Origin of the sequence: Gracilibacillus salitolerans (genome assembly GCF_009650095.1) — a bacterium.
GTDB lineage: Bacteria > Bacillota > Bacilli > Bacillales > Amphibacillaceae > Gracilibacillus > Gracilibacillus salitolerans.
Map to the genome: position 1 here is coordinate 1,742,352 of NZ_CP045915.1, position 26,303 is coordinate 1,768,654.

Sequence of the window (26,303 nt, forward strand, 5' to 3'; positions counted from 1 at the left end):
GGAAGACTCAACTCACTTTATAAGATATAGGTCATTACACCATATAAAACAGCAGAAATAGTTAGTGCGATTAAGGCGGGAACTAATTTATACCGTGCGTATTGCATGGCATTAATATTCAACAATCCAGCAATCGTATTATTATTATCACTTAGCGGTGAAGCGATGGAACCAAATGATCCGCTGGCAAATACGGCTCCAATTACTAAAGGTAAGGATGCATCTGCAGCTTGTGCCAGAGAAATACCAAGTGGCATCAAGATACCCCAAGTTCCCCAGGATGATCCAATAAAATAGGAAACAAAAGCACCGATTAAAAACATAACGGGAGGAATAAACATCGATGGTACCCAATCTACATTATTCGTAACAAACGTTGAAAAACCAAGGTCTTCTGTAACAGAGGATAATGCCCACACAACGGCTAATAACAGAATAACGGACATTAAGTTATTTCCAGCTTCAATGAATTCATGAATAGTAGTTTTTAATGAATTTTTTTGGATGATTTGCATGAAAACCGTGATTAATAAAGTGATAAATAACGCCACTACCATTGCCTGTAAGACATCCGCTTCAATAAAAGCCTGGAAAACCCCATATCCTTGTTGATTTCCATCCCACCAAGTGAGGAACAAAGTAAACAAAATGACTAACGAGACAGGAATGATTAAATTCCATGGTTTTGCAGGTAGTTCATCCGCTACAGCGGTGTTGTCTTCATCTTTTATTCGCTCAGGATCTCGTTCATCTTGATTAATTTCTTTTGGATGGCGAAATATCACGAACAACGTACCGATAACTATCATCGATATCGCAAAAAAATTAAACGGAATGCTGCGGATAAACAATGAATAAGGATCTGCTTCAATTCCTTGATTTTGTAATCCCATTTCGATGACGGAAACCATATAACCGACAAAAGCAGTAGCAATTGGAATTAAAACAATGACAGGTTGTGTACTTGTTTCAATCATAAAGGCAAGCTCTTTACGAGTCATGTTAATTTTTTGTAATAATGCCTTCATAATGGGTGCTACTGTTACGATTCGAAAGCTAGGAGCACTGAACGTACCGAGAGTAGAAGCCCAGGTTAACAATAATGCTTCCCTTTTTGAGTTAATTTTTTTGGAAGTAAGTTCGACAAAACCTTTAATACCTCCAGATGCTTTCATAATCCCGACTAATCCTGAAAACATATATAAAAAAATGATGATTTTTAAGTTGTTAATATCTGTTAAGCTTTCAACAATATATTGCGTGGCTTGTTCAATACCTCCAATTAAGGATGGTTCGACAATATAAGCTCCAACTACTAATCCAAGCGTCAATCCTGGAAATACTTGCTTTGTTGTCATTGCTGTAACAATAACAACAACAAAAGGGATAATCGCAAGCCAACTACCTTCCATATATGTATCTCCTTTACCGAAACATTATTGCCATTAGCTTGCTTTAAAGAAGAAAAAGTATACTTCATGATTTTTAGCCATAACATATCATATCAGTGACAAAAGGGGTATAATGAAATATAGAAGGGAGGTAATTAAAATAATGAGTAAACCTAGACAGAACCCCAACATGGAACAATATAAGGTGGACAAGCCAGCAGAACTCCTTCCTTTCTTACTCTCTATCATGTCACAACAAAGTCGTAATTCCGTTAAATCAATCCTTACTCGTGGGCAAGTTTTTGTAAATAATCAGGAAGTGACCAAACATGATTTTATGCTCGAACCTGGATACACGGTCACAATTCAAAAAAATAAAGCAGCAAAAGCAGCTACTTTTGAAAAAATGAATATTCTTTATGAAGATGATGCGATCATCGTTATTGAAAAGGATGCAGGCTTGCTATCCATTGCTACCGAAAAAGAAAAATCTCTAACAGCCTACAAACAATTGATGACCTACGTTCGTAAAATCAATCCAAAGAATCGTATTTATGTTGTACATCGACTTGATCGAGAAACTTCAGGAGTAATGTTGTTTGCTAAAAGTGAGCAGGTAAAGCAAACATTACAAAATGGATGGAAGGATATGGTAAAGGAGCGTTCTTATGTAGCGCTAGTTGAGGGAATTTTAAACAAACGGGAAGACACGATCACTTCTTGGTTAAAGGAAAGTAAAACGTTTAAAATGTTCTCAAGTGAGAAACCGAATGATGGAAAAAAGGCGATTACACACTACAAGGTAATTAAAGCCAACAACAACTTGTCGTTACTATCTGTTTATTTAGAAACAGGTAGAAAAAATCAAATTCGAGTTCATATGTCTGACATTGGTCATCCAATAGTTGGTGATAAGAAATATGGATCGAAAGTAAATCCAATCGGTAGACTTGGGTTGCATGCAATCGTATTAGCGATTAAACATCCAGTTACAGGAGAGCTATTACGTTTTAAATCTGATATTCCAAAAGTGTTTTTGAAGAAAAGATAGATTGAATTTTTATATCGTAACAGACAGAAACCAGCAGTCTCGAAGAAAACTGCTGGTTTTCATGTTTACTAAATATAAATACTAAGTTCTCCGAAATAAAAACCTAATAGAGCTTCCTTATATAAGATGAATCATCATTTAATATCGGATATTTCCTTAGCTATGTTTTGGTTTAATTTTTGTGAGTTTTTTTGAAAAGCCAAATTGGCAAACTTCATTAATATATACGATGTAACACTTCCGCTAAAGAAAATGATCAGGCTTGGAACTATTATCATGATATGGTAGAAAATAATGCAGAAAAGTATCATCGAAATTGTGAAGATAGGATAAAGAACCATTAATAGAAATGCGTTCTTAATTAGCATCGGAATACGTAACTTGTATTCCGCATATACGGGGAAAATATATAAAAGAGAAAGACCATATATAAAGTTCATAATTAGTAAAGGTGCATACAAAAATTGAATGACATTCGTACTGTGTTTTAAATAATTTAAGTCAATATAAAAGATATATCCTATAATTACTAAGATAAGACCTAATAAGTTACTCTTCCAGAATTCGGTTTTGTATACCTTCCAAAATGTTCGTAATACGGCGACATCTTCTTTTAACATAATTTTCCTAACTACTGTGAACATAGCGATAGTTGCAGGAAAAAAACCAAAAATAACTATTCCCATTAAAGAAAACAAAATCCATAAAATATTTGTAACAGATAATTTAAGTAAGCAATCAGAAAACTTATAGAAGCCATTCATTACGTTCACGGTCATCATACCCCTTTTAAATTTTTAGTTATCTTCTAAGAGTATTGTACTATTTTTAATCCATTAAAATTGGGTAATTGGCTGAAATTATAGAATAGGTAAAAAGATTGAACTTTTGTCAATATATATCACCTGCACACTTGTTGCATGTAAAAATAAAGTTCATTTATTAAAAAAATGATCATGTACTATGTAAAATAAAGTGTTAAAATTATAGATGAAGAAAAAGAGAAGTAGTTAAGTTTTAAATGGAAAACATTTTTGATAACGCTTACTTTATGTAGGTTCTTGAATGGGGTGATACTATGTATAGTCTGATTGTTGTAGATGACGAGAAAGTTGTACGTGATGGTTTTCGACAATTTATAAACTGGGAGGAATTGGGCTTCGAATTAATTAAAGATTTCGAAGATGGTAAGGAAGCCAAAGATTTTCTGCAAACAAACAGAGTCGATGTAGTTATGACAGATATAGAAATGCTGCAAATTAGTGGTATTGAACTTTCTAGTTATATTTACAAAAAATGTCCCGATACTAAGACGATACTAGTAAGTGGCTATAAAGATTTTGAATACGCAAAAAAAGCTATTGAATACAATGTAAGCAAATACCTTATTAAGCCAGCAGAGTTAGATGAGATAAAATCTTTATTTCAAGAGTTAAAAGAAGAATTAGATCAAGAAAGAAAACTGAAAGAAATGGAAAGTCACTATAAACAAAAATATGAAAATGCATTACCTCTTCTGCAAGAACAACTCCTCTTAAATATAGGATCTGGAAATATTAAAAATAAAGAGGAATTAAAACTAAGAATGGCGGCCATTAATTTACCAACAAAAATTGTCGATTATAGTTGTGCAATTATTCATACGAACGTGATAGACAATGTGAATGGGATCTCTCATCATCAATTAACCGAAAGCTTAAAAGTATTTTTTAATCAAGAAAAAAAAGGCGTATATTTTATTACATCCTCCCAAAACGCGGAATTGTTAAGAATACTAGTTTTATCTTCTCATCCGAAAGACATAGTGATATCAAAAATAAATAGTGTTATTTCAGAAATCACCACATCCATGCGACGAAACTTTGGTATCCAAATATCTTTTGAATACGGGAGTATTTATTCAGATATAATGGAATTATCAAGATATATTTCTAAGGATAATCTAAGCAATGCTGATGATGGAAACTACCAAACTACTGGGTTGAATATTCAGGAATATAGGGAATTTATACAAGAGTATAAAAATTTCGTTCCACTTATTATTAAAGGGGAAAAGGAAGAAGTTACGGAAAAACTGAATGTTACAATGAAGAAATTAAGTACGTTACCTATACAAGAAATACAACGATTAAGTATTGATTTGCTTTCTATGATTACACATGTCCTTGTGGAAATGGGGGTGAATATCTTTACATTAAATAATGGAAATTCCACGTATCATCAGATTTTACATATCGATGATATTAGGGGAATTCAAAAGTATTGTAATGCCTCTCTGTATGAATTTATTTCCTATTTTGAAAAGAGTAAATCAAATATTAGTTCTACGCATCATTTAATAGAAAAGGCAAAAAAATATATTAATAATAATTATTATCGAGATTTGTCTCTAGAGGAAGTATCTGAGCATGTCTTCCTCAATCATGCTTACTTTAGCCGATTATTCAAACAATTAACTGGTCAGAATTTTTCTGATTATTTAACTAACATTAGAATTAAAAAATCGATTGAATTGCTAAAGGAGAATAAATATAAAACATATGAAATAAGCGAAAAAGTAGGCTATAAAAGTAGTAAATATTTTTCGAGAGTTTTCAAACAAATTACAGGGTATACGCCAAGGGAGTATTGTAGAAAATATGTAACTGAGAGTAGTTTTGTTAATGAAATATCATGAAATATGGCAAATAATATCCAGTTATAAATTTAAAAGCTTGTTTATCCGCAATTTTTTAATTATTTTATTCCTAATCGTTATACCTTTAATTGCGATGAATATGATCGTTTATCACAATATGAATAAAACATTTGAAGCGGAAATTGAATCGCAAAATAATAATTCATTGCAAACCGTGGTAGATACGCTAAATAATCTATACAATGATACCAATCGTTTAGCTGCCCAATTAGCGCTTCAAAATGAAGTCCAGTATTATCTTTATACGAGTTATTACCCAAATGAAGGCGTAGATAAAACAAGAAGCTTACTAAATATGTACACAAACACATATGATCATATTCACTCTATTATTATCTATTCCGAACAAAAAGAAAGTGTTATTACTAATCAATATTTTGGGCCAGTTCAGGAATATGCAGATCAAACGTGGTTGGAAGAGTATGAAAAAATTGATAAAAATCACACCTATGTTTTGCCACTGAAATATGATAATTTTTTCCCATATTTCCTTAGTGTTATCAAACCTGTTTTTATCGATGGAAACAAGTTAGGAACAATTATAATAAATCTAAATATTAGAGACCTTAGACCTGTTATCGAAAGTAGTAGTGGTGAATTTTTTGATTCCATTTATGTGGTGGATAATAATACAAAAAAAGTCCTGTATAATAAAGAAATATCATTATTTCAAAAAACTTTCACTGATTTGTATGACGCCAACTGGATGCTGACAAGCGATCTGTTTTATGCAAAAAATGTAACAATAGAGGAAAATCAAATGTTGGTATCAAATGAGAATTTAGAGTCTTTAGACTGGTCTGTCATCACATTGCTCTCGCTAAATCGTTTTGAAGAACAGAAGCAGCACATCAGAAATTTCATGTATACTTTTATCATTTTTAGTATTTTTATTGCATTTATTATTACTTTGATCATTACTTTAAGAACATATAAACCATTAGGTGAAGTAATTTCTGTTCTAGACAAACCTGAAAGAACACTCCAGGCAAAGAACAAAATCAACAAAAATGAGCTTATGTATATTTATAATAAAATCAAAAATAATTATAATAATCGTTTGGATATGGAAAAAGAATTAGACGATAGGCTGGAATTATTAAATAAGGCACAAATGTTAGCATTACAGGCTCAAATAAATCCTCATTTTCTTTCTAATGCATTAGAAACAATGAAATGGAATGCTATGATGCTTACGGGTGGAGAAAATGATTTATCAAAGATGGCGGTTTCCCTATCGAAATTGTTAAGGCTAACAATAGGATCAGATCAGAATATTATTTCTATAGGGACGGAAATTGAATTAGATAAAAAATACGTTCATATTATGGAAATGCGCTTTAAAGATCAATTTAAAGTTGAATGGAATTTAAATGAGAAGTTATTAGAATATGAGACGATATTACTTACCTTGCAGCCGATTATCGAGAATGCAATCTATCATGGAATTAGACCAATGAAAAAATTCGGAACCATTGTCGTTGAAATTCAAGAACACGAAGAATGTATCCGCTGGATTGTAAAAGACAATGGAATCGGCATGCATAAAGAAGAATTAGACAAATTGAATACACACTTACAAGATAAATTTAATTTAGAAGGGACACATGTTGGTATAAGAAATGTAAACCATAGAATTAAGTTATTATTTGGTGAGGAATACGGGGTAAAAGTTTGGAGTGAAAGGGACAGAGGGACAAAGGTTGAGGTGAAAATCCCTAAATACCGTTCTAAAATAATATAAGGACATTTCCGAAGAACCTATACATAAGGTATGGGTTCTTTTTATTGTTAAAAATAGAAATAGTAAAAAAAATGAATGTTTAATAAAATTAGACACTCTTCTTTCCTGTAATGGTTAATTTTATATTACGTATGTCAATTTTTTATAGTATGAAACAGTAATGAAACCACTTACAATAAAGCTATGAAAACGTGGTTATTTACAGATGGAGAAAGGGGAGGTTTATTTGGCAACACCTACTAGTAAGATAGATACTTTTAAATCAAATCAAATACAATCGGGTAAAAAAAATAATTTTTTTAAAACGTGGAAGACTTATTTACCCCTAATAGTTCTAACGGTTCCAGCCCTAATTTATTTTTTATTATTTCACTACGCTCCCATGTTTGGAGTGGTAATGGCCTTTAAAAATTTCCAATATAATTTGGGGATATTCGGAAGTCCGTGGGTTGGTTGGAAAAACTTTGAGTTTTTCTTCACCTCAAATGATGCCTGGAGAGTGTTAAGAAACACAGTTGGTTATAGTTTATTATTTATTGTTGTTAATAATGTTGTTGCCTTAACAATGGCGTTATTACTAAATGAAGTAAAAAATAAATTTGTTTTGAAAATACATCAAACTTCTATGTTATTACCCAATTTCCTATCATGGGTTTTAGTAGGTTTTATTACGTATATCTTTTTAAATCCAACAGTAGGAACATTAAATCAATTACTAGATTTTATAGGATTGGACCCGATTAATTGGTATCAAGAACCTAAGTATTGGCCAGCTATTTTAACCTTAACTAATTTATGGAAGGGGATTGGCTTAGCTACTTTAATATATTATGCAGCTTTACTTGGAGTTGATCCCCAATTATATGAAGCGGCAAGGATTGATGGAGCCAATAAAATTAAACAAGCATTACATATATCTGTTCCTGCTATTTTACCGGTGTTCACTATATTAACTATCTTAGCGATCGGTGATACATTCCGGGGAGATTTTGGTCTCTTTTACCAAATTCCTAGAGATGTTGGTTTACTATATCCAACTACTGATATTATAGATACTTATATTTTTAGGGGATTAAGAACTGGAGATCTTAGTATTACAGCAGCAGTAGGGTTATTTCAATCAGTAGTAGGTTTGATCTTAATCCTAATTGTAAATGGTATTGTTCGAAAAATCAGTCCAGAGAAAGCACTATTTTAGAGTGGATGGGAGGAATCTTAATGAAAGCAAAATATTTTATTCACGTTATATTTATTGTATTTAGTGCTATATTTATTATTCCATTCTTATACGCTATTTCTATTTCTTTAACTAGTGAAAGTATTATTCAAGAACATGGTTATAAACTTATTCCACCTTATTTAGATTTTATTGCGTATCAGACTATTTTCAGAAACTTAGAAGAGATTGTAAGGGCGTATGGTGTTACGATATTCACTACTTTTGTAGGAACTTTTCTTAGTATCTTAGTAATGGCTTTGTGTGCTTATCCATTATCACGTCCAGATTTCAAATGGAGATACCCACTTACTTTTATTATATTTTTTACTATGATTTTTGGTGGAGGTTTAATTCCAACTTATATTTTGATCACTCAGTACTATGGTCTTGGTAATACGATTTGGGTATATATATTCCCAACACTTGCTAATGCGTTTCATATCATTATTTTTAGAACGTTTTTTGCTGGTTTACCTTTTAGTTTGATTGAATCAGCAAAACTAGATGGTGCTAGTGAATTGAAAATCTTTTTCCAGATTATTTTACCATTATCTAAACCAGTTATAGCAACAATCGGGCTATTTAATCTATTAGTAAGATGGAATGAATGGATGACTGCCCTTATTTATATCAGAGATTCTGAATTATATACATTACAGTTCTTGCTGCAAAGAATTTTAATGGAAGTGGAATTTATTAACAATATTGCGGATCAGTTGCCAATAGGATTCGGTACAATGGATGTACCAACTGAAACTGTTAGGTTTGCAATGGCAATTGTTGCTGCAGGGCCAATGTTGTTTGTTTTTCCTTTCTTTCAAAAATACTTTGCAGAAGGACTCACTATTGGTGGAGTTAAAGGCTAAGCTTAATAACTATTATGCTATTAATTTAAGGAGGTGAAGGCTAGTAAATAAAAAAATAGCTTGTCATTTAATAAAAGATTATGCATAAAAGGGGAGAAAAAGATGTTAAAGAAAAACTGGTTTTTATCGATTTTACTTTTGCTTTTTATTAGTTTGTTTATAGTAGCTTGCTCAAATGATGATGCGAACACAAATGATACAGAAGAGCAATCTTCTGATAATAATGAGAATGCAGAAAATAGTGATGAAAATGAGGAAGTTACTTTACAATGGTTAGTCCCTTCAATAGATCAACCAGATCAAGATAAAGTCTGGGCTGAATTTAATGAGAAATTACAAGAATATTTACCAAATACAACAGTAGAATTTGAAAATGTAACGATTCCAGAATATGGAGAAAGATGGCAATTAGTAGCTTCTGCTCAGGAACCAATTGACATTGCTTGGAGTTTTTGGAGTACACCATTGGTACAAGAGGTAGAAAAAGGGGCTTATATGGATTTAACAGAGTTAATGTCTGAATATGCTCCGGATTTAGTGAATGAATTAGATGCTACATTACTAGACTTTGGTAAAGTGGATGAGAAACAGTATGCTATACCTAACTGGCAACCAATGACAGATATGCGTGTAACGATGAGAACGGCAAAAGAGGATTTTGAAGAATTATGGAGTAAAGAGGAATCAGAACAAGTTTTTTATTCACGAGATGAGCGTCCATTAAATCAAGAGGCTTACGATGCACTAAGTGACTACTTTCAAAGAATACAAGATGCACGAGGTAGTGTAGAGGTAAATCCATATACTATCGAACAAATGCAACAAGGTCAGTTGATCAGTAATCCTTTTGCGATTAGAATTCAGGATGATAATTATGAAGTAGTTAATAAAGTAGAATTACCAGAAATGAAATTGTTTTTCGATAATATGAACAATTGGTATGAGAAAGGTTTTATTAGGGAAGATATTGTTGCTAATCCGGATGGGGGAAGTGAAGAAGCTATTCACTTTCATGCATATTTCCCAGGAGATGAATTAGCTGAACCGGAAAAAGAATTTGTACCTCTTGGAGAAAACTATTATATTTCACAGTTAACTCATTCATCTAATACTGTTATACCATCATCTTCCGATAATCCCGAACGTGCTATGCAATTAATTGAATTAATGCATACAGAAAAAGGAAAAGATTTATTCAATTTCTTGCTATGGGGAAATGAAGGTGAGCATTATGAGAAAATAAATGATAATCGTATTGAAACAATCGATTACCCGGGATCGTTTCCTGCAAATCCTGGTTCTGAGGCACCATATGGTTTAACTCATTACTTTACTGGTAATACATTAAACGCTTGGGAAACACAAGCAAATCCTGAAGGACATTGGGATACATTAGGTGAAATTCATGATAATGCTTGGAAGTCACCATTGATTGGATTTAAACCAGATTTGGAACCGGTAAGAACACAAGTAGCACAAATAGAAACCATTTATACAGAATACTGGGAAACTTTAAGTACTGGTTCAGCCTCTAACTATGAAGAATTATATGAACAAATGCTTGAGAGAATGAATGGATCAGGTGCCCAGGAAATAATTGATGAACTACAGAGTCAAGTAGATGCATTTGTAGAGGAAAATGGATTGTAACTTATCAAAAAACAGGGGGCTGAGAGAAGGTTATTCTTTCAGTTCTCTTAGTGTAATTTACTATTCTCAATGTTTAGGAGGAACGTGACATGAATTTATTGAAAAACGGTTCACTTTGGAAAGATTCTGATGGAAACCCAATCCATGCTCATGGAGGGTTTATCATTTATTATGACAATTTTTATTATTGGTATGGAGAAGACCGTCGAGATGATTACTATGTCAATTGTTATCGATCTAAAGATCTAGCTAATTGGGAATTTAGAAATCATGTATTAACAACAGATTCGAAAACAAAGCATACTAGAGTTCGAACACAATTAAGTCTTGTGAATGGAGATCATACAAAAGTAAATATTGAACGACCAAAAGTATTGTTTAATCCACTGACAAAAAAGTTTATTTTATGGGCACATTTTGAAAATGGTAAAGACTATAGCGAAGCGGCTGCAGCAATCGCAAGTTGTGATACTCCTGATGGGAATTTTGTTTACCATGGTCATATGAACCCTTTTGGTTATATGTCAAGAGATTGCACACTATTTCAAGATGATGATGGAACAGCATATTTCATCTCAGCGGCAAGAGATAATGCAGATTTACATATTTACCGATTAAGTAGTGACTACATGAATGTAGACAAATTAGTTCGCAAGTTATGGCAAGGTGAATATAGAGAGGCGCCAGCAGTGTTTAAAAGAAAGGAGAGATACTATATGGTCTCTTCATACTGCACAGGCTGGGCGCCTAATCAAGGGAAATATGCTACAAGTGATAGTATGGATGGTAATTGGACACTTCTGGAAAACTTCGGAGACGAAACGACTTATGATACACAGCCTGCTTTTGTACTGAAGTTAAATGAGGAGGAAATATTGTATTATTCAGATCGCTGGGATGCCGAAAATTATATTAATTCAAGTTATGTACTCTTACCACTCCAGTTTGAAGAAGAAAAATTAATATTAAAATATTATGATCAATATGAAATAGATGACGATAAGAATATTCAATTTAAGTAGTAAAAAGATGAAATTATTCTTCCGTTCTATTTATCACGGTGCTAATCGTCCGTAAAATCCCCACTTTAGGGAAGTCTCACTTTATATATTATGCTTTCAGAATGATTAGATTAAGAGGTGATTGAATGGCCATATTAGATACTTTTTCTGTCCCAGAAGAAGCTGTCCGTAATAAAGATTTTTCTGTTCGAGTCCGTACAGATGACAAAGAATGGAAGGAGATAGGTGTATATGAAGTAAAGGTAGATATGCACAATGTTCGGAAAGCTTCTATGGTTCATTTTGATATGGATGAATTCATAGACGTAGAAATTACATGTAACTATATGGATGTGGAAGACATTATTATCCGACCATTGTCGAATAAAATCTCATATAAACAACATCAAAATGTCATTAATATGAAGTTGGATCAACCATGTAAATTATCGGTCGAAGTGAATGGGGATCGTTTTCATAACCTCCACGTATTTGCAAACCCGATTGAAAAGGATAAACCTGATGTAATGAATGGAAATGTAGCTGTAATTGAGTCAGGTAATCATCTTCCAGAGAATATTACGCGGATAGCTACACAACCAAACTCTAATGGTGTAATTCCCGATATATTGTATTTTGATGCTGGTTACCATTGTATTAAAGGAAGCGAGTTTCGTATTCCATCACATAAAACGATTTATCTAGACGGTGGATCGGTGATTGAAGGCTCATTTTTATGTGACCATGCAGAAGATGTGACAATACGTGGTAGAGGCATTATGTATATGGCAAACATGGAAAAAACGACTTACTATAGAGGAGTGCAGATCGAGTTTTCCAGGAATATTACAGTTGATGGTATAGTTGTGGTTGATCCACCACATTACAGTATTCTTATTGGTCAATCATCTGACATCAAAATAAATAACTTTAAATCATTTAGTACACGAGGCTGGTCAGATGGGATTGATATGATGTCGAGTAAAGATGTTTCTATCCATGACGTATTCATGCGAAATTCTGATGACTGTATCGCTGTTTATGGTAGTCGAGGGAACTTTTATGGTGACACGAAAAACATACAAGTAAACAATTCAATTTTATGGGCTGATGTTGCACATCCTGTGAATATGGGAACACACGGTGATCATGAAGGAACGGGAGACACGATAGAGAATATTCACTTTAAAAATATCGACATCTTAGAACACCATGAACCTCAAGAGAATTATTGGGGAGCAATGGCAATTAATGCTGGAGATATGAATGTTGTAAAAAATGTAACATTCTATAATGTACGTGTTGAAAATTTTGAACTAGGTCAATTACTAGATCTAAGAGTTGTATTTAATAAAAAATATAATCCTGCTCCAGGTAAGAGGATTGAGAATATAATCTTTAAGAATATTGAATATAACGGTGAAAACGAAAAGCCTTCACGGATTTATGGATATGACGCTGATCGAAATGTTAGTGATGTCATCTTTAGTAATTTAAGGATAAATGGAATCAAAGTTTTGAATGCTGACGAACAACACTTCGATATAAATGAATATGCGCATTGTATCAAATTTGTATAATTTTAATTTACACTAATGATAGATTGAATATTCATAAATCCAGATAAAGGCATCCGGACCTTTCATACACCTTTTATGATTTGGTCCGGATATTAAAAATTACTGCTGTTGTTGCAATCTTTGTTGTACTTCCTGACTAATGTCATTCGCGCTAAGTCCTTGTGCGCTAATAACAGCACCTTGAATCGCAGTGTCTTGCATTCCCATCACATTTTCATCTTGACCGGAAATGATGCAGCAATCACAGCCATTGGCATCTTGTTCTTGTCTTAATGTGATGACTTCATGTCCATCTTCTTGTAATTTTTGCTGAACATCTGTTAAGGACTCTTCTACTCCAATACGAGCCATATTTTGACCTCCTTGAATTATCGTCATCTTTAATATGTTCTTTATTCATTACTTCATACACAGTTATATTTTTTACTGCAATTACTGTTCTATTCCTCCAATTTACATTCTTCTTTAAAAGGAAATTAGATACTCACGCTTTTTACTTAAAGCTGATCACCAAAAAAATGGTTAATTTTTATTACACTTGTATATCGAGATCGATACGCTACACTTTTTAAAGAACCGGAGAAATTTACATCCAAATGCAATTTTTAAAATGAACAAATATAAGGAAGCCTTTTGCATGAAATCAGTCTCAATGTAAAAGATAAAGATGAGGTGATTAACATGAAAGAGAAACGAAAAGAGAACTTTCAAATGCCTAATCCAGCAAATCAGGATGGTGAAATTGGGATCAGAAAAGACATAGATCCCGCACATCTTGAAGATACTGTTGAGCGATATGCAGGAGACTCTGTTGACGCGCACAAAGAATTGGAAGAAGCAAACGAATATGTTGCTAATAAAGAAATTGAACAAGTAAGAAATAATTCTTGAATAAGCTGGTTTAGCAGGAAATAATCTGTTGCTAAACCATCAACAATCTTAACTAACTCAAGTTTTACAAAACTAACTTTAAGAATAGAAGGGGTTAAAAATGAAAGAGAAGGATAGAACTCAAAAAAGAATCGAGATTGAACATGAAGCAATTCCTGAAATAGATCATGAAACACACCATCCTGATAGGGAGGAAACGAAACTCAAACAAACCTCATTTGAACCAGGGAAAGACTACCTAAATATGGATACAGGTGTTCAAGATGAAAGATAAAAGTCGATCAAAAAGTACGAATGAAAAGATAAAAAACAAAAAAGATCATGAGTTTTCAGAAGAACTCTCTGATGGTGGAGAAAGAGATGAATTTATAAAAAGGCAAACTGGTAGAACTTGTGGTGGGTTATAATGAGAGACTCCTTGTCCATCTACTTGCAGGTGCATCATCTTTAAATTGTATTACACAAGTGATTTTACGCAAGAATCACTTGTGTATATTTTTTATTACATTATTTTAAAAATAGCAGAACAATAGTAAATAAAAGAATCTAATCTTAAAAAAGATATCCCCAAATTTGAAATAGGTTAAAATCATGACACTAATGTCAATTATTTATTGTATATAACAAAAATGAAAACGCTTAAAATTATCTGTAAGAGTATTTAGCATTTAAGGAGGTGATTCAGTATCAATGTACCGGACAAAACTTGTTTTTGAAACCTAAAGATCAAAGAATAAGGAGGAGTTATTGAAACATGCTGTTAAAAATGAGAAGCAGTAAACAAAGGAGTAAAATATTGATGGTCTTTTTAGTAAGTTTATTACTTATTCCTAACCTCTCGATGAATTCTATAAATCTAAAAGCAGAAGAAACAGATGAAAATCCAGAATCTTTAAAGGGTGTTATTGACTGGATAGATTTTGGCAATAAAGAATCAGAAAAGCAACATAATTTTAACGGAAAGAATACAAGTATAATAACCGAAGCTTTAGATGAAAAGGCAAGAGTAGCCACACCTCTAAATCCTGCAGATAAAAAGGGTGGGGATCTGACATTTAAGATGAAGGTTGACCCTGAGGCTCAAAATTATTTTACTTTAAAGTTTTGGGGAGATGATGCTTCAAGTTATGTCAACTTGATTTACATTAATGGAGAACAAATTGGTTATAGGAGAAATGGAGACTATGAAGCTATCAATAAAGGAGCTGGAGAAACTCCATTACCAAATCGTTTTTATTATAGTACGATCATGCTTCCACTTGAACATACTTATGGAAAAGAAGTAGTTGAAATAACCATAGGTACACATGATTTCTTTAACAACGTTACTTCAGATTCAAGAGGGTATTATAAGGCATATACACATACGCAGCCATATTTGGATGTTTCAGATGAAAACCAGGGGGTTAAATTGTCACAGAATGTGGATGAAATTGTAAGACCTGATATCAGTGAAAATGAAAAAAGTGATTATATTGAAAATTACCAGAAAAGACAGATTGATCTCTTCAATCAATACCATTCACAATTTAGTGATGACTCGACCTCTGACAGATTATCGATTGAGAGATATAAGGAAGAATTACGATTCTATGCCGATACACTCAATTATGATTCGTCACCTGCAAAAACAACAGAGGAAAAAAGGGAAGTTATCTATAATATTTTTGAAGTGATAGATAACTATGTCAAAGAATACTATGGAGATGTTAGGAAAATAGGAACAGGTGGTCATCAATCCGATTGGGGCGGATACTATGCCAATTTAGGTCAAGTTCTTTATCTTATTGAAAATCATATCTTTGACGAAGAAATATTAGGTGAGGAAGAATTTAATGGATTTTTAGAGCAATCTTTTGATACGGGGACAGAAGCAGGAGAATTTTCATTGGCAAATGAAGATTGGAATGGTGATGAATTATCCCGCCGTGATGCATGGGAGCGGACATTAAAAGCAAATTTTGATTTTGCCCGTTCAAGACTTTCCTATATTTTTAATCAGGTCATGTACACTTATGAGGGAGCATGGAAGTCTTCAGAAGGACTACGTATCATTGGGTCTCAATATTATGAAGGAAAAGAACGAAGCAATCGAATCTTATTAGAAGCGCTTGGAATTGAACCATTCTTGGGCGAAGAAGTGCTTGTTGGACCAAATGGAGAAGAATTAGATTTGTTCCATTCTCTGTTTTACCATGATGGTTCTGCTCGATATACGGATGATTATTTACAAATTGTTATGAAGGGGCTTGCGAAAAGTGAATTAGATGAAAGTGGAAGTGTTGTTAGAAGGAAACCGCTTGGTGAGAACTATACAACCATCACTGAGGCTGGCTTAACAAGAGAAAATGGTTATGTGGCGAATTATGGGGAATCCACGAATTATTTTCCTCAATATTTCTATTGGACGTTGAATCATGAAGGAGACGAAGAATTAAATAAGGAAATATTAAAAATAACATTAAAAAATCTGCATGCTCGTGGCTTAGCACGGTATACCAGTTTAACGGATGACGGAGAACGTGTGATGCGAATGGAACAGGTTATTGATGAAAGGAACCCAAGTTTTCCGGGCTGGCATGGTTATGCAACAAGAATAACAGAAGGAAAAGTAATGTTATATGCATCTCTTGAGAAATTTATGGCAGATAATAGCGAAAAATATAGCGATCCAGAATGGGATGAGTATTGGGGGTATGCTGCCGAGGCTGTTGGATTTGCACAGCAGCAAATTGCAGACAATCAGTTTTTTAATCATTTTAACAATATTGATATTCGACGTGATTTATGGGCAACGGAAACCTATCAATATGTTACTGAAGAAAGGGGAAATTATGACCGTTTTGGTAATATAATGGCTGGTGTGGTACATCCACAGACAGATTTTGATTATTATTCAGATGAGGAAATTGATCAATTAAACGTAGATCCGGATGACTACAATCAATTTGCCTGGGTGGATCTAGATAGTATGTTTGTTTCTCTAAGGGACAATGATACAAGAATTTTTGGTCAATTGAACCATCGAAATCGTGGTTATGTTGGCAACGGAAAGCTCCATGTCTTAAATGAAGATCATGATAATATTGTTCAAATAGCCACAAACGCAAAATTTAAATATAACGATTACTATCTTCGTCTGAATAATATAGATGTTGATTTTATGTCAGATCAGTTAATTGATCCTAATGATGCGACACAGGCTTTGGCGGGAGAGGTCGCTCCAATTACTTATCAGCCAGGTGTTGGACAAGTAAACAGGCAAAATTTTGAGGTTGATCATGCATATTCCGGTTATCCAGATTTATTAACTGCGAGGTATGGAAAATACTTCTTTGTTTTTAACACAACCAGGGCAGAATATGGCAACAAACAATCCTTTGATATCGAATTACCTGCCGATTTTAACGAAAGTACTGTTTTAGATTTAGTAACAGGCGAAAACATGGAGGTTCATGATGGGAAAGTAACCATTTCAGCGAAAAACGCCATGGTTTTAAAGTTGACGTCTGATTTTGAAGAAAATTCTAAGCCGCATCATGTAGACTTTACTAATGTGTTAGCTGGTAACGGTTATGCAGGTATCACGTGGACAACGACAGCAGGTGCCGATTCCTACACGATTAAACGATCAACGTCAGAAAGTGGAGAATATGAAGAAATAGCTACCGGTATAGAAGGAAACTATTTTGAAGACAAAACAGTTGAAAATGGAAGTACGTATTATTACAAAATAGCAGCCGTTAATGAAAATGGTTCTGGCTGGGATTCTTACCGAACCAAGCTGGATTTGACAGAGCCAGTTTCCGATTTGAAAGGTAACAAGAATAATAGCAAAAAAAGCTGGCGTGATGATCGAGTTGGTGATATTACTGAAGGAAAGGCATCGGTAAAAGGAGACAAAATCACCATTCAGGATGGTGATGGAAACGGTTTTGGAACAGGCGATGACTACAAAGTTTTAGAGCGTGAAATACACGATTCTTTCCATTTTGTGAATAAGGTCGTATCAGGCAATAGCTCGATAAGTGGGAAAATTGAAAATCACAATGGTGATGTTACTGGTTTGATGATGCGTGATCAGCTAGATTCCAATACGCGTTATATTTACTTTGGAGCAGATTCAGATGGTAATTTAGTTTTACAAAATCGCACAAGAAATTCACAGCATCAATGGAATGATGAAGTAGCAAGTCCACTTAACGCTGAACTGGAAGGTTATCTAGTGGATGACTATCCTTACCTTAAATTAGAACGTGATGCTGATAAACATATGTTTTATGCTTATGTATCACAAGACGGTGAAAATTGGGAAAATGTTGCGGAAATTTTCACCCCATTTCCATATGCCATTTACACGGGAGTAACTGCATCAGACAACGGGCGATTTAATGAGGTAAATGTTGCGGAAAATAATGCGGACATTCTGATTCCTCGTATTAAACAAGTTGAAGACCATGTTACATTGTATTGGAATAAGCCTAAAGATGCCGTAAGCTTTAATGTTTATCGTACTTATGATGAAAAAGCAAGTCGTAAAGACCCTGTCTTTAAAGAGGGAACGATGACATTAAAGGAGGATTCATCGTGGAAAGAGGTACTGTCTCAAACTACCGGCACAGCCTTTGAAGAAGATCGTCTAAGAATAGGGAGTGTCTACTTTAAAGTGGTTGCTAATTATGCTGATGGGAGCTTCGGTTCGTTTTCTGAAACCGCTTCGGCTTATGCAGATTCGATAGGTGAGCTTATAGGAAAAGCAGAAACTATGTCACCTGAACCTTATACAAAAGGCAGCTACTATCTCTTTAAAGAGGAATTAAAGCGAATTAAAGAAGTTGTAGAGACAGCTAAATTTGATGAAGTACAATTGGTTGATGATCTTTACAATATATATGATTTACTGGTTCCAAAGGAAGAGATTCTATTGAAAAAAATTGAGATTGGTCCTTCAATGGTAGTAGCTTCAACAGAAGCGTGGGGAGGAAATGGAACTGCTGAAGAAAATGCTTGGTTTGCCTTCGATGGTGATCTTCAAACATTCCCTGATACGCTTGAACGAATTAGTTGGGTTGATATTGACCTGGGTGAAGCTAGCCAAAGTGTAATTGACACCATTAAATACTATCCTAGGCATGATCACATTGGAAGAATTAATGGTTTAGTTATCCAGGGCTCGAATGACAAAGAGAATTGGACTGAACTTTATGAGATAGGTAGTGTTTCAGAAGCGAAATGGCATTCCAACAGTATTAACGACTCTGGTAGCTATCGCTATTTCCGTCTCTATGATGATCATGATGGACGGGTAAATGTTGCGGAAATGGAGTTCTATCAGTTAACAAATGACAAAACTCTACTACAATTATTAATTGAAAGAGCTGAAAGTGTTGATGAAAGCAAGTATGACCAAGAAAGCATGGCTATGTTGACTGAAGCTTTAACAGATGCAATAGCTGTCAATGAATTAGAAGATATTGAACAGAAACAAATAGATGAGTCAGCAGCAGCTCTCCAAGTAATCTTAGAAGAATTGGAAGTGATCGCCAATGGTCCAATACTTGCACCAATTGGCAATAAATTGATTGTTGCCGAAACTAACTTATCATTTAAGTTGAAATTAAATAGTAGAAATAATGATTCCGTTCAATATCGTGTAGAAGGCTTGCCTGAAGGAGCACAATTCAATGAGAAAAATAAAAAATTTTCGTGGACACCAGAAAGAGATCAAAGTGGTGAATATCAAGTAACATTTATAGTTTCAGATGGAGAGAATCAATCTTCCCAAACAATAAAAATTGTTGTGAAAGGAGAGCCATCACTTAACGTAGAAACAGGTCATGAAGTAACGGTTGGAGAGGCATTGGACTTGTCAATTGATGCCTCTGACCCTACTGGAGAAGAATTAACCTATCATGTTGAGTCATTACCAGAAAATGCTGAATTCAATGAAAAAAATAGTAAAATCACTTGGATCCCAGATGATTATGATGTTGGAACATATGAAATAATCATATCTGTTTCCAACGAAAGATTTACCGTGAGTGAGACAATAAGTATAACGGTTAAAATTCCCGTTGAGAAATATACAAAAGGAAGTTATTACCTCTTTGAAAAAGTAATTGCAAGCATTCATGAGGAAATGGAGAATACAGAAAGAGAAAGAAAGGAATTCAGTAAAGAAATTGAAGAAGCTGTTAATTTATTGGTATCTATTGAAAAACTTTATCAAGAAATTGAGGTTACAGAAGAAATGGTTATCGCATCACATAAGTCTTGGGACGACACAGCTTCAAAAAGAGAAAATGGCTGGTATGCTTTTGATGGAAATACTTCAACTGCGACAGATAATGCTAGTAATCCAGGATGGGTTCAGATTGATTTTGGTGATGAAATTAAAAGAAATATTACAAGCGTCAGTTTTTATCCAAGACAAGGATATCCGGAACGTATGGAAGGCTCGATCATTCAAGGTTCAAATGATGGGGAAAAGTGGACGGATTTAATAAGAATAGGTGACGTTTCCTCTGTTCAGTGGCATCAGGAAGTAATCGAAAATAATGAGGCTTTCCGTTACATTCGATATTATTCACCACGTGCAAATACAAATGTTGCAGAGCTTAAATTTTCCGAGTTACTAGTAGATAAAAGTTTACTAGAAGTATTGATTGATGAGGCTATAGCAGTAGATTCATCCATGTATTCTGAAGAAAGCTATAATAATCTTCAAAATATAATAACAAGTTCCGAAGAAGTAGTGACCAGTGAGCAAGTAGTTCAAGCAGAAGTAGATGCTGCGGTAGAGGAATTACAGTTAGCAATAGATAGTTTGGAAGAGAGATAAAAGATGAGGATTGTTAGGTGGCTAAATAAATTTGATTTTTAGCCACCTTCTATTACATGATTAATATTTATAAGATAAGCACATCGAGGAAAGATGGAATTAGTAGAATTAGGTAATTCATTGTTTTAGAAAGCATATGGTATAGGTTGGATATCATTCTTGGAGGATTAAATATTTGTTAAAAATGTAAAAATTAACTATATCTATTTAGGTTATTGGAGTTGATTTAGTTGAAGAAGTTTATTGCTTTGTTATTTGTTTTAATTATGATAGTGACAATAAATGCTATTGATAGTCAAGCCGCTACAACTGAATTCCAACACCCAGGTATACTTCATACAGAGGAAGATTTTGACAGAATCCAGCAGATGGTTAATGAGGGTAGACAGCCATATTTAGACGGTTATAATCAATTAGATAACAGTCCCCTTTCGTCACCTAATTGGACACCGCGTGCAACTGATACAATAATTCGTGGTGGTGATGGCGACAATGTAGCTTTGCTGTATATTGATATAAACCGTGCTTATCAAAATGCGTTACTGTGGAAGATTACCGGTAATACGGAACATGGCGATACAGCACGTGATATTTTGAACGCCTGGTCGTCTACACTTACGACGGTTACTGGAAATGCAGATCGTTATCTAGCTTCTGGGTTAAATGGATACCAGTTGGCTAACGTCTCAGAGATTATGAGGGAATACCCTGGCTTCAATGTGACTCAGATGCAAGACATGTTATTGAATGTATTCTACAAGCCCCTAAATGAAAGGTTTCTGATTGGAAATGAATTCGGCGCTGATCATAATGATGCCTACATTCAAAATTACTGGGCAAATTGGGATTTAAGCAATATGGCTGCGACAGTTGCGATTGGCATTTTTTGTGATCGCCCAGATATCTATGATTTAGGAATCGAATACTACAAACACGGAGCAGGTAACGGTTCAATCTATAATGCGATTCCCTTTCTCCACCCTGATGGGCTTGCCCAATGGCAAGAGTCAGGTCGGGACCAGGCTCACACGCAACTAGGTGTTGGCTTGATGGCAGCTACAAGTGAAATGGCTTGGAATCAAGGGGATGACTTATATGGATGGGCAAATAACCGATTGATGCGGGCAGCTGAATATGTTGCGAAATATAACAACGGTTATGATAACGTACCTTTTTCAACATATGAATGGGGATCTGGCCAAAATGGAGACGTTCAAACACATACAGTAATTTCTAGTGCTGGCCGTGACGAATATCGTCCGATATGGGAATTGATCTATAACCATTACGCAAATCGAATGGGATTGTCCGTACCTAACATTGCTACAAGAGCTCAACAAATGAGACCCGAAGGAGGCCCTGACACTAGATGGCCTTCGACATTTGACCAACCTGGATTCGGAACACTTTTATATACTAGACCTGCAGGCAGTGGAGGAACAGCAACTCTTCCAGAAGGCAATATCCCAGATGGCACATACCGTTTCATGGTGAGTCATAGTGGTAAGGCTATGGATGCAGCTGGAATAACAGAAGGTGCAAATGTACAGCAATCGACATATATTGGAGAAAGCAACCAGCATTGGAATGTTACGCATCTTGGTGGAGGACAATATAGTGTTATGGATGGAAGAAGTGGACTCGCATTGGATGTAGCTAGTGCTTCTCATGATCACGGGGCAACATTTCAGTTGTTGAATTATCATGGTGGGGACAATCAGAAATTTGCTTTTATCCCTGTAGGAAATGGTTATCATCGCATTACACCGGTGCATAGTAATAAGCCGGCTGATATAGTAGATGTTTCCGCAGAAGATGGAGCCCTTTTACAACAATGGCGGTATCTACAAGGTGGAAATCAGCATTGGCGAATTGAACCAGTATCTGTAAACGTTCGCTTGCAGTCATATAACTTCCCAGATCGTTATGTGCGTCACAGTAACTATCGTACACGGATAGATGCTAATGTTTCACCAGCGCAAGACTCAGAGTTCAGGATGGTTACTGGATTGGCTAGTTCGAGTGGAGTATCCTTTGAATCTATTAATTTCCCAGGTTATTACTTGCGAGTTCGATCAAATGGGGAGGTATGGCTAGATTCAAATGACGATACATCAACTTTCGCAATGGAAGCTACCTTTCGTCGTGTAGCAGGATTAGCAGATGCTCAAAAATCATCCTATCAAATGTGGACGGATTCAAGCAGATATTTGCGTCATAATAATTACCAATTGTATGTCGAAAGTGGATCAGGATCTAGTTTTAATGAAGATGCTACTTTTACAGAAGTCTCTCCATAAATATTATTTTCTTTACTTGCCCTTTTTAATAGGGAAAATAGACAGTAATTTTATGTATGATGGCTAACTATCAATTATTGAAGGTTAGCCTATTTTATTTTTGAAAAAATCAATCGATTAAATCAACTGGATGATACCAAAGTAAAAAAAGTATGGTATGCAAGGAATTTGAAAACTAATACAATAACAATTAATAAAAAAAGAATACATTTCTCTATAATATCAATTATTTTCATTAGAGAAAAATAGATTTCAAAATTTTAAAACGAAGGGATCGTAAATAATGATTCAAAATCCAATACTGAAAGGATTCAATCCTGATCCATCAATTGTTAGAGTTGATGAAGATTATTACATTGCTACATCTACATTCGAATGGTTTCCAGGGGTGAGAATTCATCATTCAAGAGATTTAAAGCATTGGCGGTTGCTGACATATCCACTCACACGTACTAGTCAGCTGAATTTGAAAGGAAATCCTAGCTCAGGAGGAATTTGGGCGCCAAATTTAACATATGCAGATGGCGTATTTTACTTAGTCTATACTGATGTCAAAACAAAAGAAGGACCATATAAAGATTGTCATAATTATTTAGTGACAGCTACTAATATAGAAGGACCTTGGTCAGACCCGATTTTTTTAAATAGTAGCGGGTTTGATCCGGCACTATTTCATGATGAAGATGGACGTAAATGGTTAATTAATATGGAATGGAACTATCGCAAGCGTGAGAAGAATTTCAACGGTATTTTGTTACAGGAATATAATCCAAAACAAGAGAAATTAACAGGTCCAATTAGTAAAATTATTGAAGGAGAAGAACATGTTCTAGAAGGTTCCAACCTTTACAAAAAAGATGACTATTATTATATTATTCTGGCGGATGGCGGGACGGGATATAATCATTCAGTATCTGTTAGAAGATCGAAAAATATTGAGGGGCCTTTTCACCAAGACCCAATGCTTCAAATTCTAACTGCCAGAAATCATCCTGATCATCCAATTCAGAGGGCAGGGCATGGATCACTTGTAGAAACGCAAAATGGGGAATGGTATATGGCCTATTTATGTGCTCGCCCATTATCCAACAAAGAATGTCCACTTGGACGTGAAACAGCTATTCAAAAGTGCTACTGGACTAATGACGGTTGGTTACGAATGGTGGAGGGAGGAGGTTTACCGACATCGAAAACAGAAGCACCTAACTTACGTGAACATCCTTTTAAACTATTACCGGAAAAAATTGATTTTGACGAAGAACAGCTACCACAGTATTATCAATCTTTACGCGTTCCAGTTACAGAGGATTGGGCTAGTTTGCGAGATAGAAAAGGTTTCTTGCGATTATATGGACGGGAATCATTAAGTTCAGTACACGAACAAAGCCTGATAGCAAGGAGTATCGATGAGTATTTTGTGGAAATAGAAACTGCGGTAGAATTCGAACCAGCTACATTTATGCAAAAAGCAGGGCTTATTTGTATGTTTGATGAAGATGATTTATTTTATCTTCATATTAGTTATGACAATAACTTGGGAAAAATACTTCAAATAATAAAACATGAACAAGGTAATTATGACGAATTATTGGAAGATCCTATACCAATTCACATTCAAAGTGAGATCAATATGAAGGTTATGATCTCAAGAGAATGGTTACAGTTTTATTATCATTTTGGTAAAACAGAGTGGCAAGAGATTGGTCCACCATTACCTTTTGGGAATTTAGGAGATGAATATAGTGGAAAACTGGGTTTTACAGGTGCATTCGTGGGAATTTGTTGTCAGGACTTAAGCGGACAGCGAAAATACGCAGATTTTGATTATATTAATTATTACTATAAATAATTCGAATAGTTTTTTATAAATAGCTCTTTGAATATTGAATAAAACTATCTCTAATGATTACAGATTTCAATAATTATAGACTCCTTTTACATTTTTTGTTTTTTAAAAGTACAAAAATCGTATATAATAGAATCACAATGTAAAACGTTTTCATTTTTTAGCCAAGTTTAAAAGGAGTTGGACAAATGAATCAATTGGATCGGTTGTTTAACCAATTTTATGACAATGCATTAGAAGAAACTTTTAAAGCGGTAGGCCCAGTTGAGCGAAAACTAACATTAAAAAGTAGTTTATTAGAGTTATTAGGTGACTTCTCTTATTTAGATGAAACAAGAGTGGAGATGAAACCTACTGTTATCGAAACAAAGGAATTTGATGACTATACAAGAGAATTGATTTCCTTACCCGTTACAGATTTAATCTACATACCAATCTATGTCCTGACACCTAAAACTGAACAACAAATATATTCATCTGTATTAGCACTTCATGGTCACGGCTATGGTGTCAAAGAAGCTGTTGGACTGACTAAAAGTGGAGAACAAGAGCAAGGAGAGCCAGGCATCCACAATCAATTTGCAGTAGAACTAGTCAAACGTGGTTTAAAGGTGTTTGCACCAGAAGTGATCGGATTTGGGGAACGTCGTCTTACACGCGATAAGGAAGCAGGGAATATTAATTCTTGTGAAGCGATGGCAACCAACCTTTTAATGGAAGGAAAAACATTAGCAGGATTACGAATATGGGAAGCTCGTCGTTTATTAGATTATATGGAATCGTGTTCGGACGTAAATACGTCACGGATAGGTATGATGGGTTTTTCCGGAGGAGCAGTAATTACGACTTATACCGCAGCATTGGATCTACGAGTAAGTACAACTGTGCTAACAGGGTTCACAAATACTTTTAAAGGAAGTATTATGGCGATGCACCATTGTATTGATAATTATATACCAGGCATATTAAATTACGCGGAATTACCGGAATGGATATCATTAATCTCACCAAGAAGTTTATTTATTGAATCAGGTGAAAAAGATCCTATTTTTCCGAATCAGTATGTTAAAGAGGCGATTGCTGAAATAGAAAAGTATTATGATAATCGCCCAGAAAAATTTGCTTATGATATCTTTCCGGGGGTACATGAAATTAGTGGTCGAAAGTCGTTTGATTGGTTGAAACGTCAGTTGTTACCGTCTTAATTTTATGATGGCACTTGAGG

At 34.5% G+C, this 26,303-nt stretch carries 18 protein-coding genes; 15 read left to right on the forward strand and 3 right to left on the reverse strand.

All coding sequences use genetic code 11. From position 1 onward, the window contains the following. Positions 1-17 precede the first annotated feature (17 nt). A complete protein-coding gene (locus tag GI584_RS08105) occupies positions 18-1,412 on the reverse strand; it encodes a Na+/H+ antiporter NhaC family protein (RefSeq protein ID WP_153790906.1) in 1,395 nt (464 codons plus the stop codon). Positions 1,413-1,554: 142 nt separating this feature from the next. On the opposite strand from GI584_RS08105, the gene GI584_RS08110 reads away from it, so the two are divergent. Further along, entirely contained in the window at positions 1,555-2,442 is an 888-nt protein-coding gene (locus GI584_RS08110) for an RluA family pseudouridine synthase (protein ID WP_228552365.1), read from the forward strand. A 134-nt stretch (positions 2,443-2,576) separates the two neighbouring features. On the opposite strand, the gene GI584_RS08115 is transcribed toward GI584_RS08110, so the two are convergent. After that, the gene (locus GI584_RS08115; RefSeq protein ID WP_228552413.1) at positions 2,577-3,206 is read right to left on the reverse strand and encodes a YesL family protein; all 630 of its coding nucleotides are present in this window, start codon (positions 3,204-3,206) and stop codon (positions 2,577-2,579) included. Between the two features lie 314 nt (positions 3,207-3,520). Here GI584_RS08115 and GI584_RS08120 point away from each other — a divergent pair, with 314 nt between their 5' ends. The 7 genes from GI584_RS08120 to GI584_RS08150 all read left to right on the forward strand — a co-directional run bounded on the left by GI584_RS08120 (position 3,521) and on the right by GI584_RS08150 (position 13,200). Further along, positions 3,521-5,119, forward strand: coding sequence for a response regulator transcription factor (locus tag GI584_RS08120; RefSeq protein ID WP_153790908.1), 1,599 nt, complete (start codon positions 3,521-3,523; stop codon positions 5,117-5,119). Further along, entirely contained in the window at positions 5,106-6,884 is a 1,779-nt protein-coding gene (locus GI584_RS08125; protein WP_153790909.1) for a sensor histidine kinase, read from the forward strand. Before GI584_RS08120 ends, GI584_RS08125 begins: the two co-directional genes overlap by 14 nt. Positions 6,885-7,281: 397 nt before the next feature. Further along, positions 7,282-8,082: an ABC transporter permease gene (locus tag GI584_RS08130; RefSeq protein WP_228552366.1), complete on the forward strand. Its 801-nt coding sequence runs from the start codon at positions 7,282-7,284 to the stop codon at positions 8,080-8,082. 20 nt (positions 8,083-8,102) lie between these two features. After that, positions 8,103-8,969, forward strand: coding sequence for a carbohydrate ABC transporter permease (locus GI584_RS08135; protein ID WP_228552367.1), 867 nt, complete (start codon positions 8,103-8,105; stop codon positions 8,967-8,969). Positions 8,970-9,071: 102 nt separating this feature from the next. Then, complete coding sequence (locus tag GI584_RS08140; RefSeq protein ID WP_100361150.1) at positions 9,072-10,619, forward strand: ABC transporter substrate-binding protein; 1,548 nt, start codon at positions 9,072-9,074, stop codon at positions 10,617-10,619. Between the two features lie 89 nt (positions 10,620-10,708). Further along, positions 10,709-11,641 (forward strand): family 43 glycosylhydrolase, encoded by a 933-nt coding sequence (locus GI584_RS08145; RefSeq protein ID WP_153790911.1) that lies wholly within the window; start codon positions 10,709-10,711, stop codon positions 11,639-11,641. A gap of 125 nt (positions 11,642-11,766) precedes the next feature. After that, positions 11,767-13,200, forward strand: coding sequence for a glycosyl hydrolase family 28 protein (locus GI584_RS08150; protein WP_153790912.1), 1,434 nt, complete (start codon positions 11,767-11,769; stop codon positions 13,198-13,200). Between the two features lie 99 nt (positions 13,201-13,299). On the opposite strand, the gene GI584_RS08155 is transcribed toward GI584_RS08150, so the two are convergent. Further along, positions 13,300-13,551, reverse strand: coding sequence for a YkuS family protein (locus tag GI584_RS08155; protein WP_100361147.1), 252 nt, complete (start codon positions 13,549-13,551; stop codon positions 13,300-13,302). Between the two features lie 330 nt (positions 13,552-13,881). Here GI584_RS08155 and GI584_RS08160 point away from each other — a divergent pair, with 330 nt between their 5' ends. The 7 genes from GI584_RS08160 to GI584_RS08185 all read left to right on the forward strand — a co-directional run bounded on the left by GI584_RS08160 (position 13,882) and on the right by GI584_RS08185 (position 26,283). Then, complete coding sequence (locus GI584_RS08160; protein ID WP_100362512.1) at positions 13,882-14,091, forward strand: hypothetical protein; 210 nt, start codon at positions 13,882-13,884, stop codon at positions 14,089-14,091. A gap of 100 nt (positions 14,092-14,191) precedes the next feature. Further along, positions 14,192-14,365: a hypothetical protein gene (locus tag GI584_RS08165; protein ID WP_153790913.1), complete on the forward strand. Its 174-nt coding sequence runs from the start codon at positions 14,192-14,194 to the stop codon at positions 14,363-14,365. Further along, on the forward strand, positions 14,355-14,498 hold the full coding sequence (locus GI584_RS23820; RefSeq protein WP_194842161.1) for a hypothetical protein: 144 nt from the start codon (positions 14,355-14,357) through the stop codon (positions 14,496-14,498). Before GI584_RS08165 ends, GI584_RS23820 begins: the two co-directional genes overlap by 11 nt. A gap of 392 nt (positions 14,499-14,890) precedes the next feature. Further along, a complete protein-coding gene (locus GI584_RS08170) occupies positions 14,891-20,932 on the forward strand; it encodes a putative Ig domain-containing protein (protein WP_194842162.1) in 6,042 nt (2,013 codons plus the stop codon). Positions 20,933-21,162: 230 nt separating this feature from the next. Further along, positions 21,163-23,232, forward strand: coding sequence for an AbfB domain-containing protein (locus GI584_RS08175; RefSeq protein WP_194842163.1), 2,070 nt, complete (start codon positions 21,163-21,165; stop codon positions 23,230-23,232). A 283-nt stretch (positions 23,233-23,515) separates the two neighbouring features. Then, complete coding sequence (locus GI584_RS08180; protein WP_153790915.1) at positions 23,516-25,081, forward strand: glycoside hydrolase family 43 protein; 1,566 nt, start codon at positions 23,516-23,518, stop codon at positions 25,079-25,081. 185 nt (positions 25,082-25,266) lie between these two features. Continuing rightward, positions 25,267-26,283 carry a dienelactone hydrolase family protein gene (locus GI584_RS08185; protein WP_153790916.1) on the forward strand — a complete coding sequence of 339 codons (1,017 nt, stop codon included), beginning with the start codon at positions 25,267-25,269 and terminating at the stop codon, positions 26,281-26,283. The last annotated feature ends 20 nt before the right edge of the window (positions 26,284-26,303 follow it).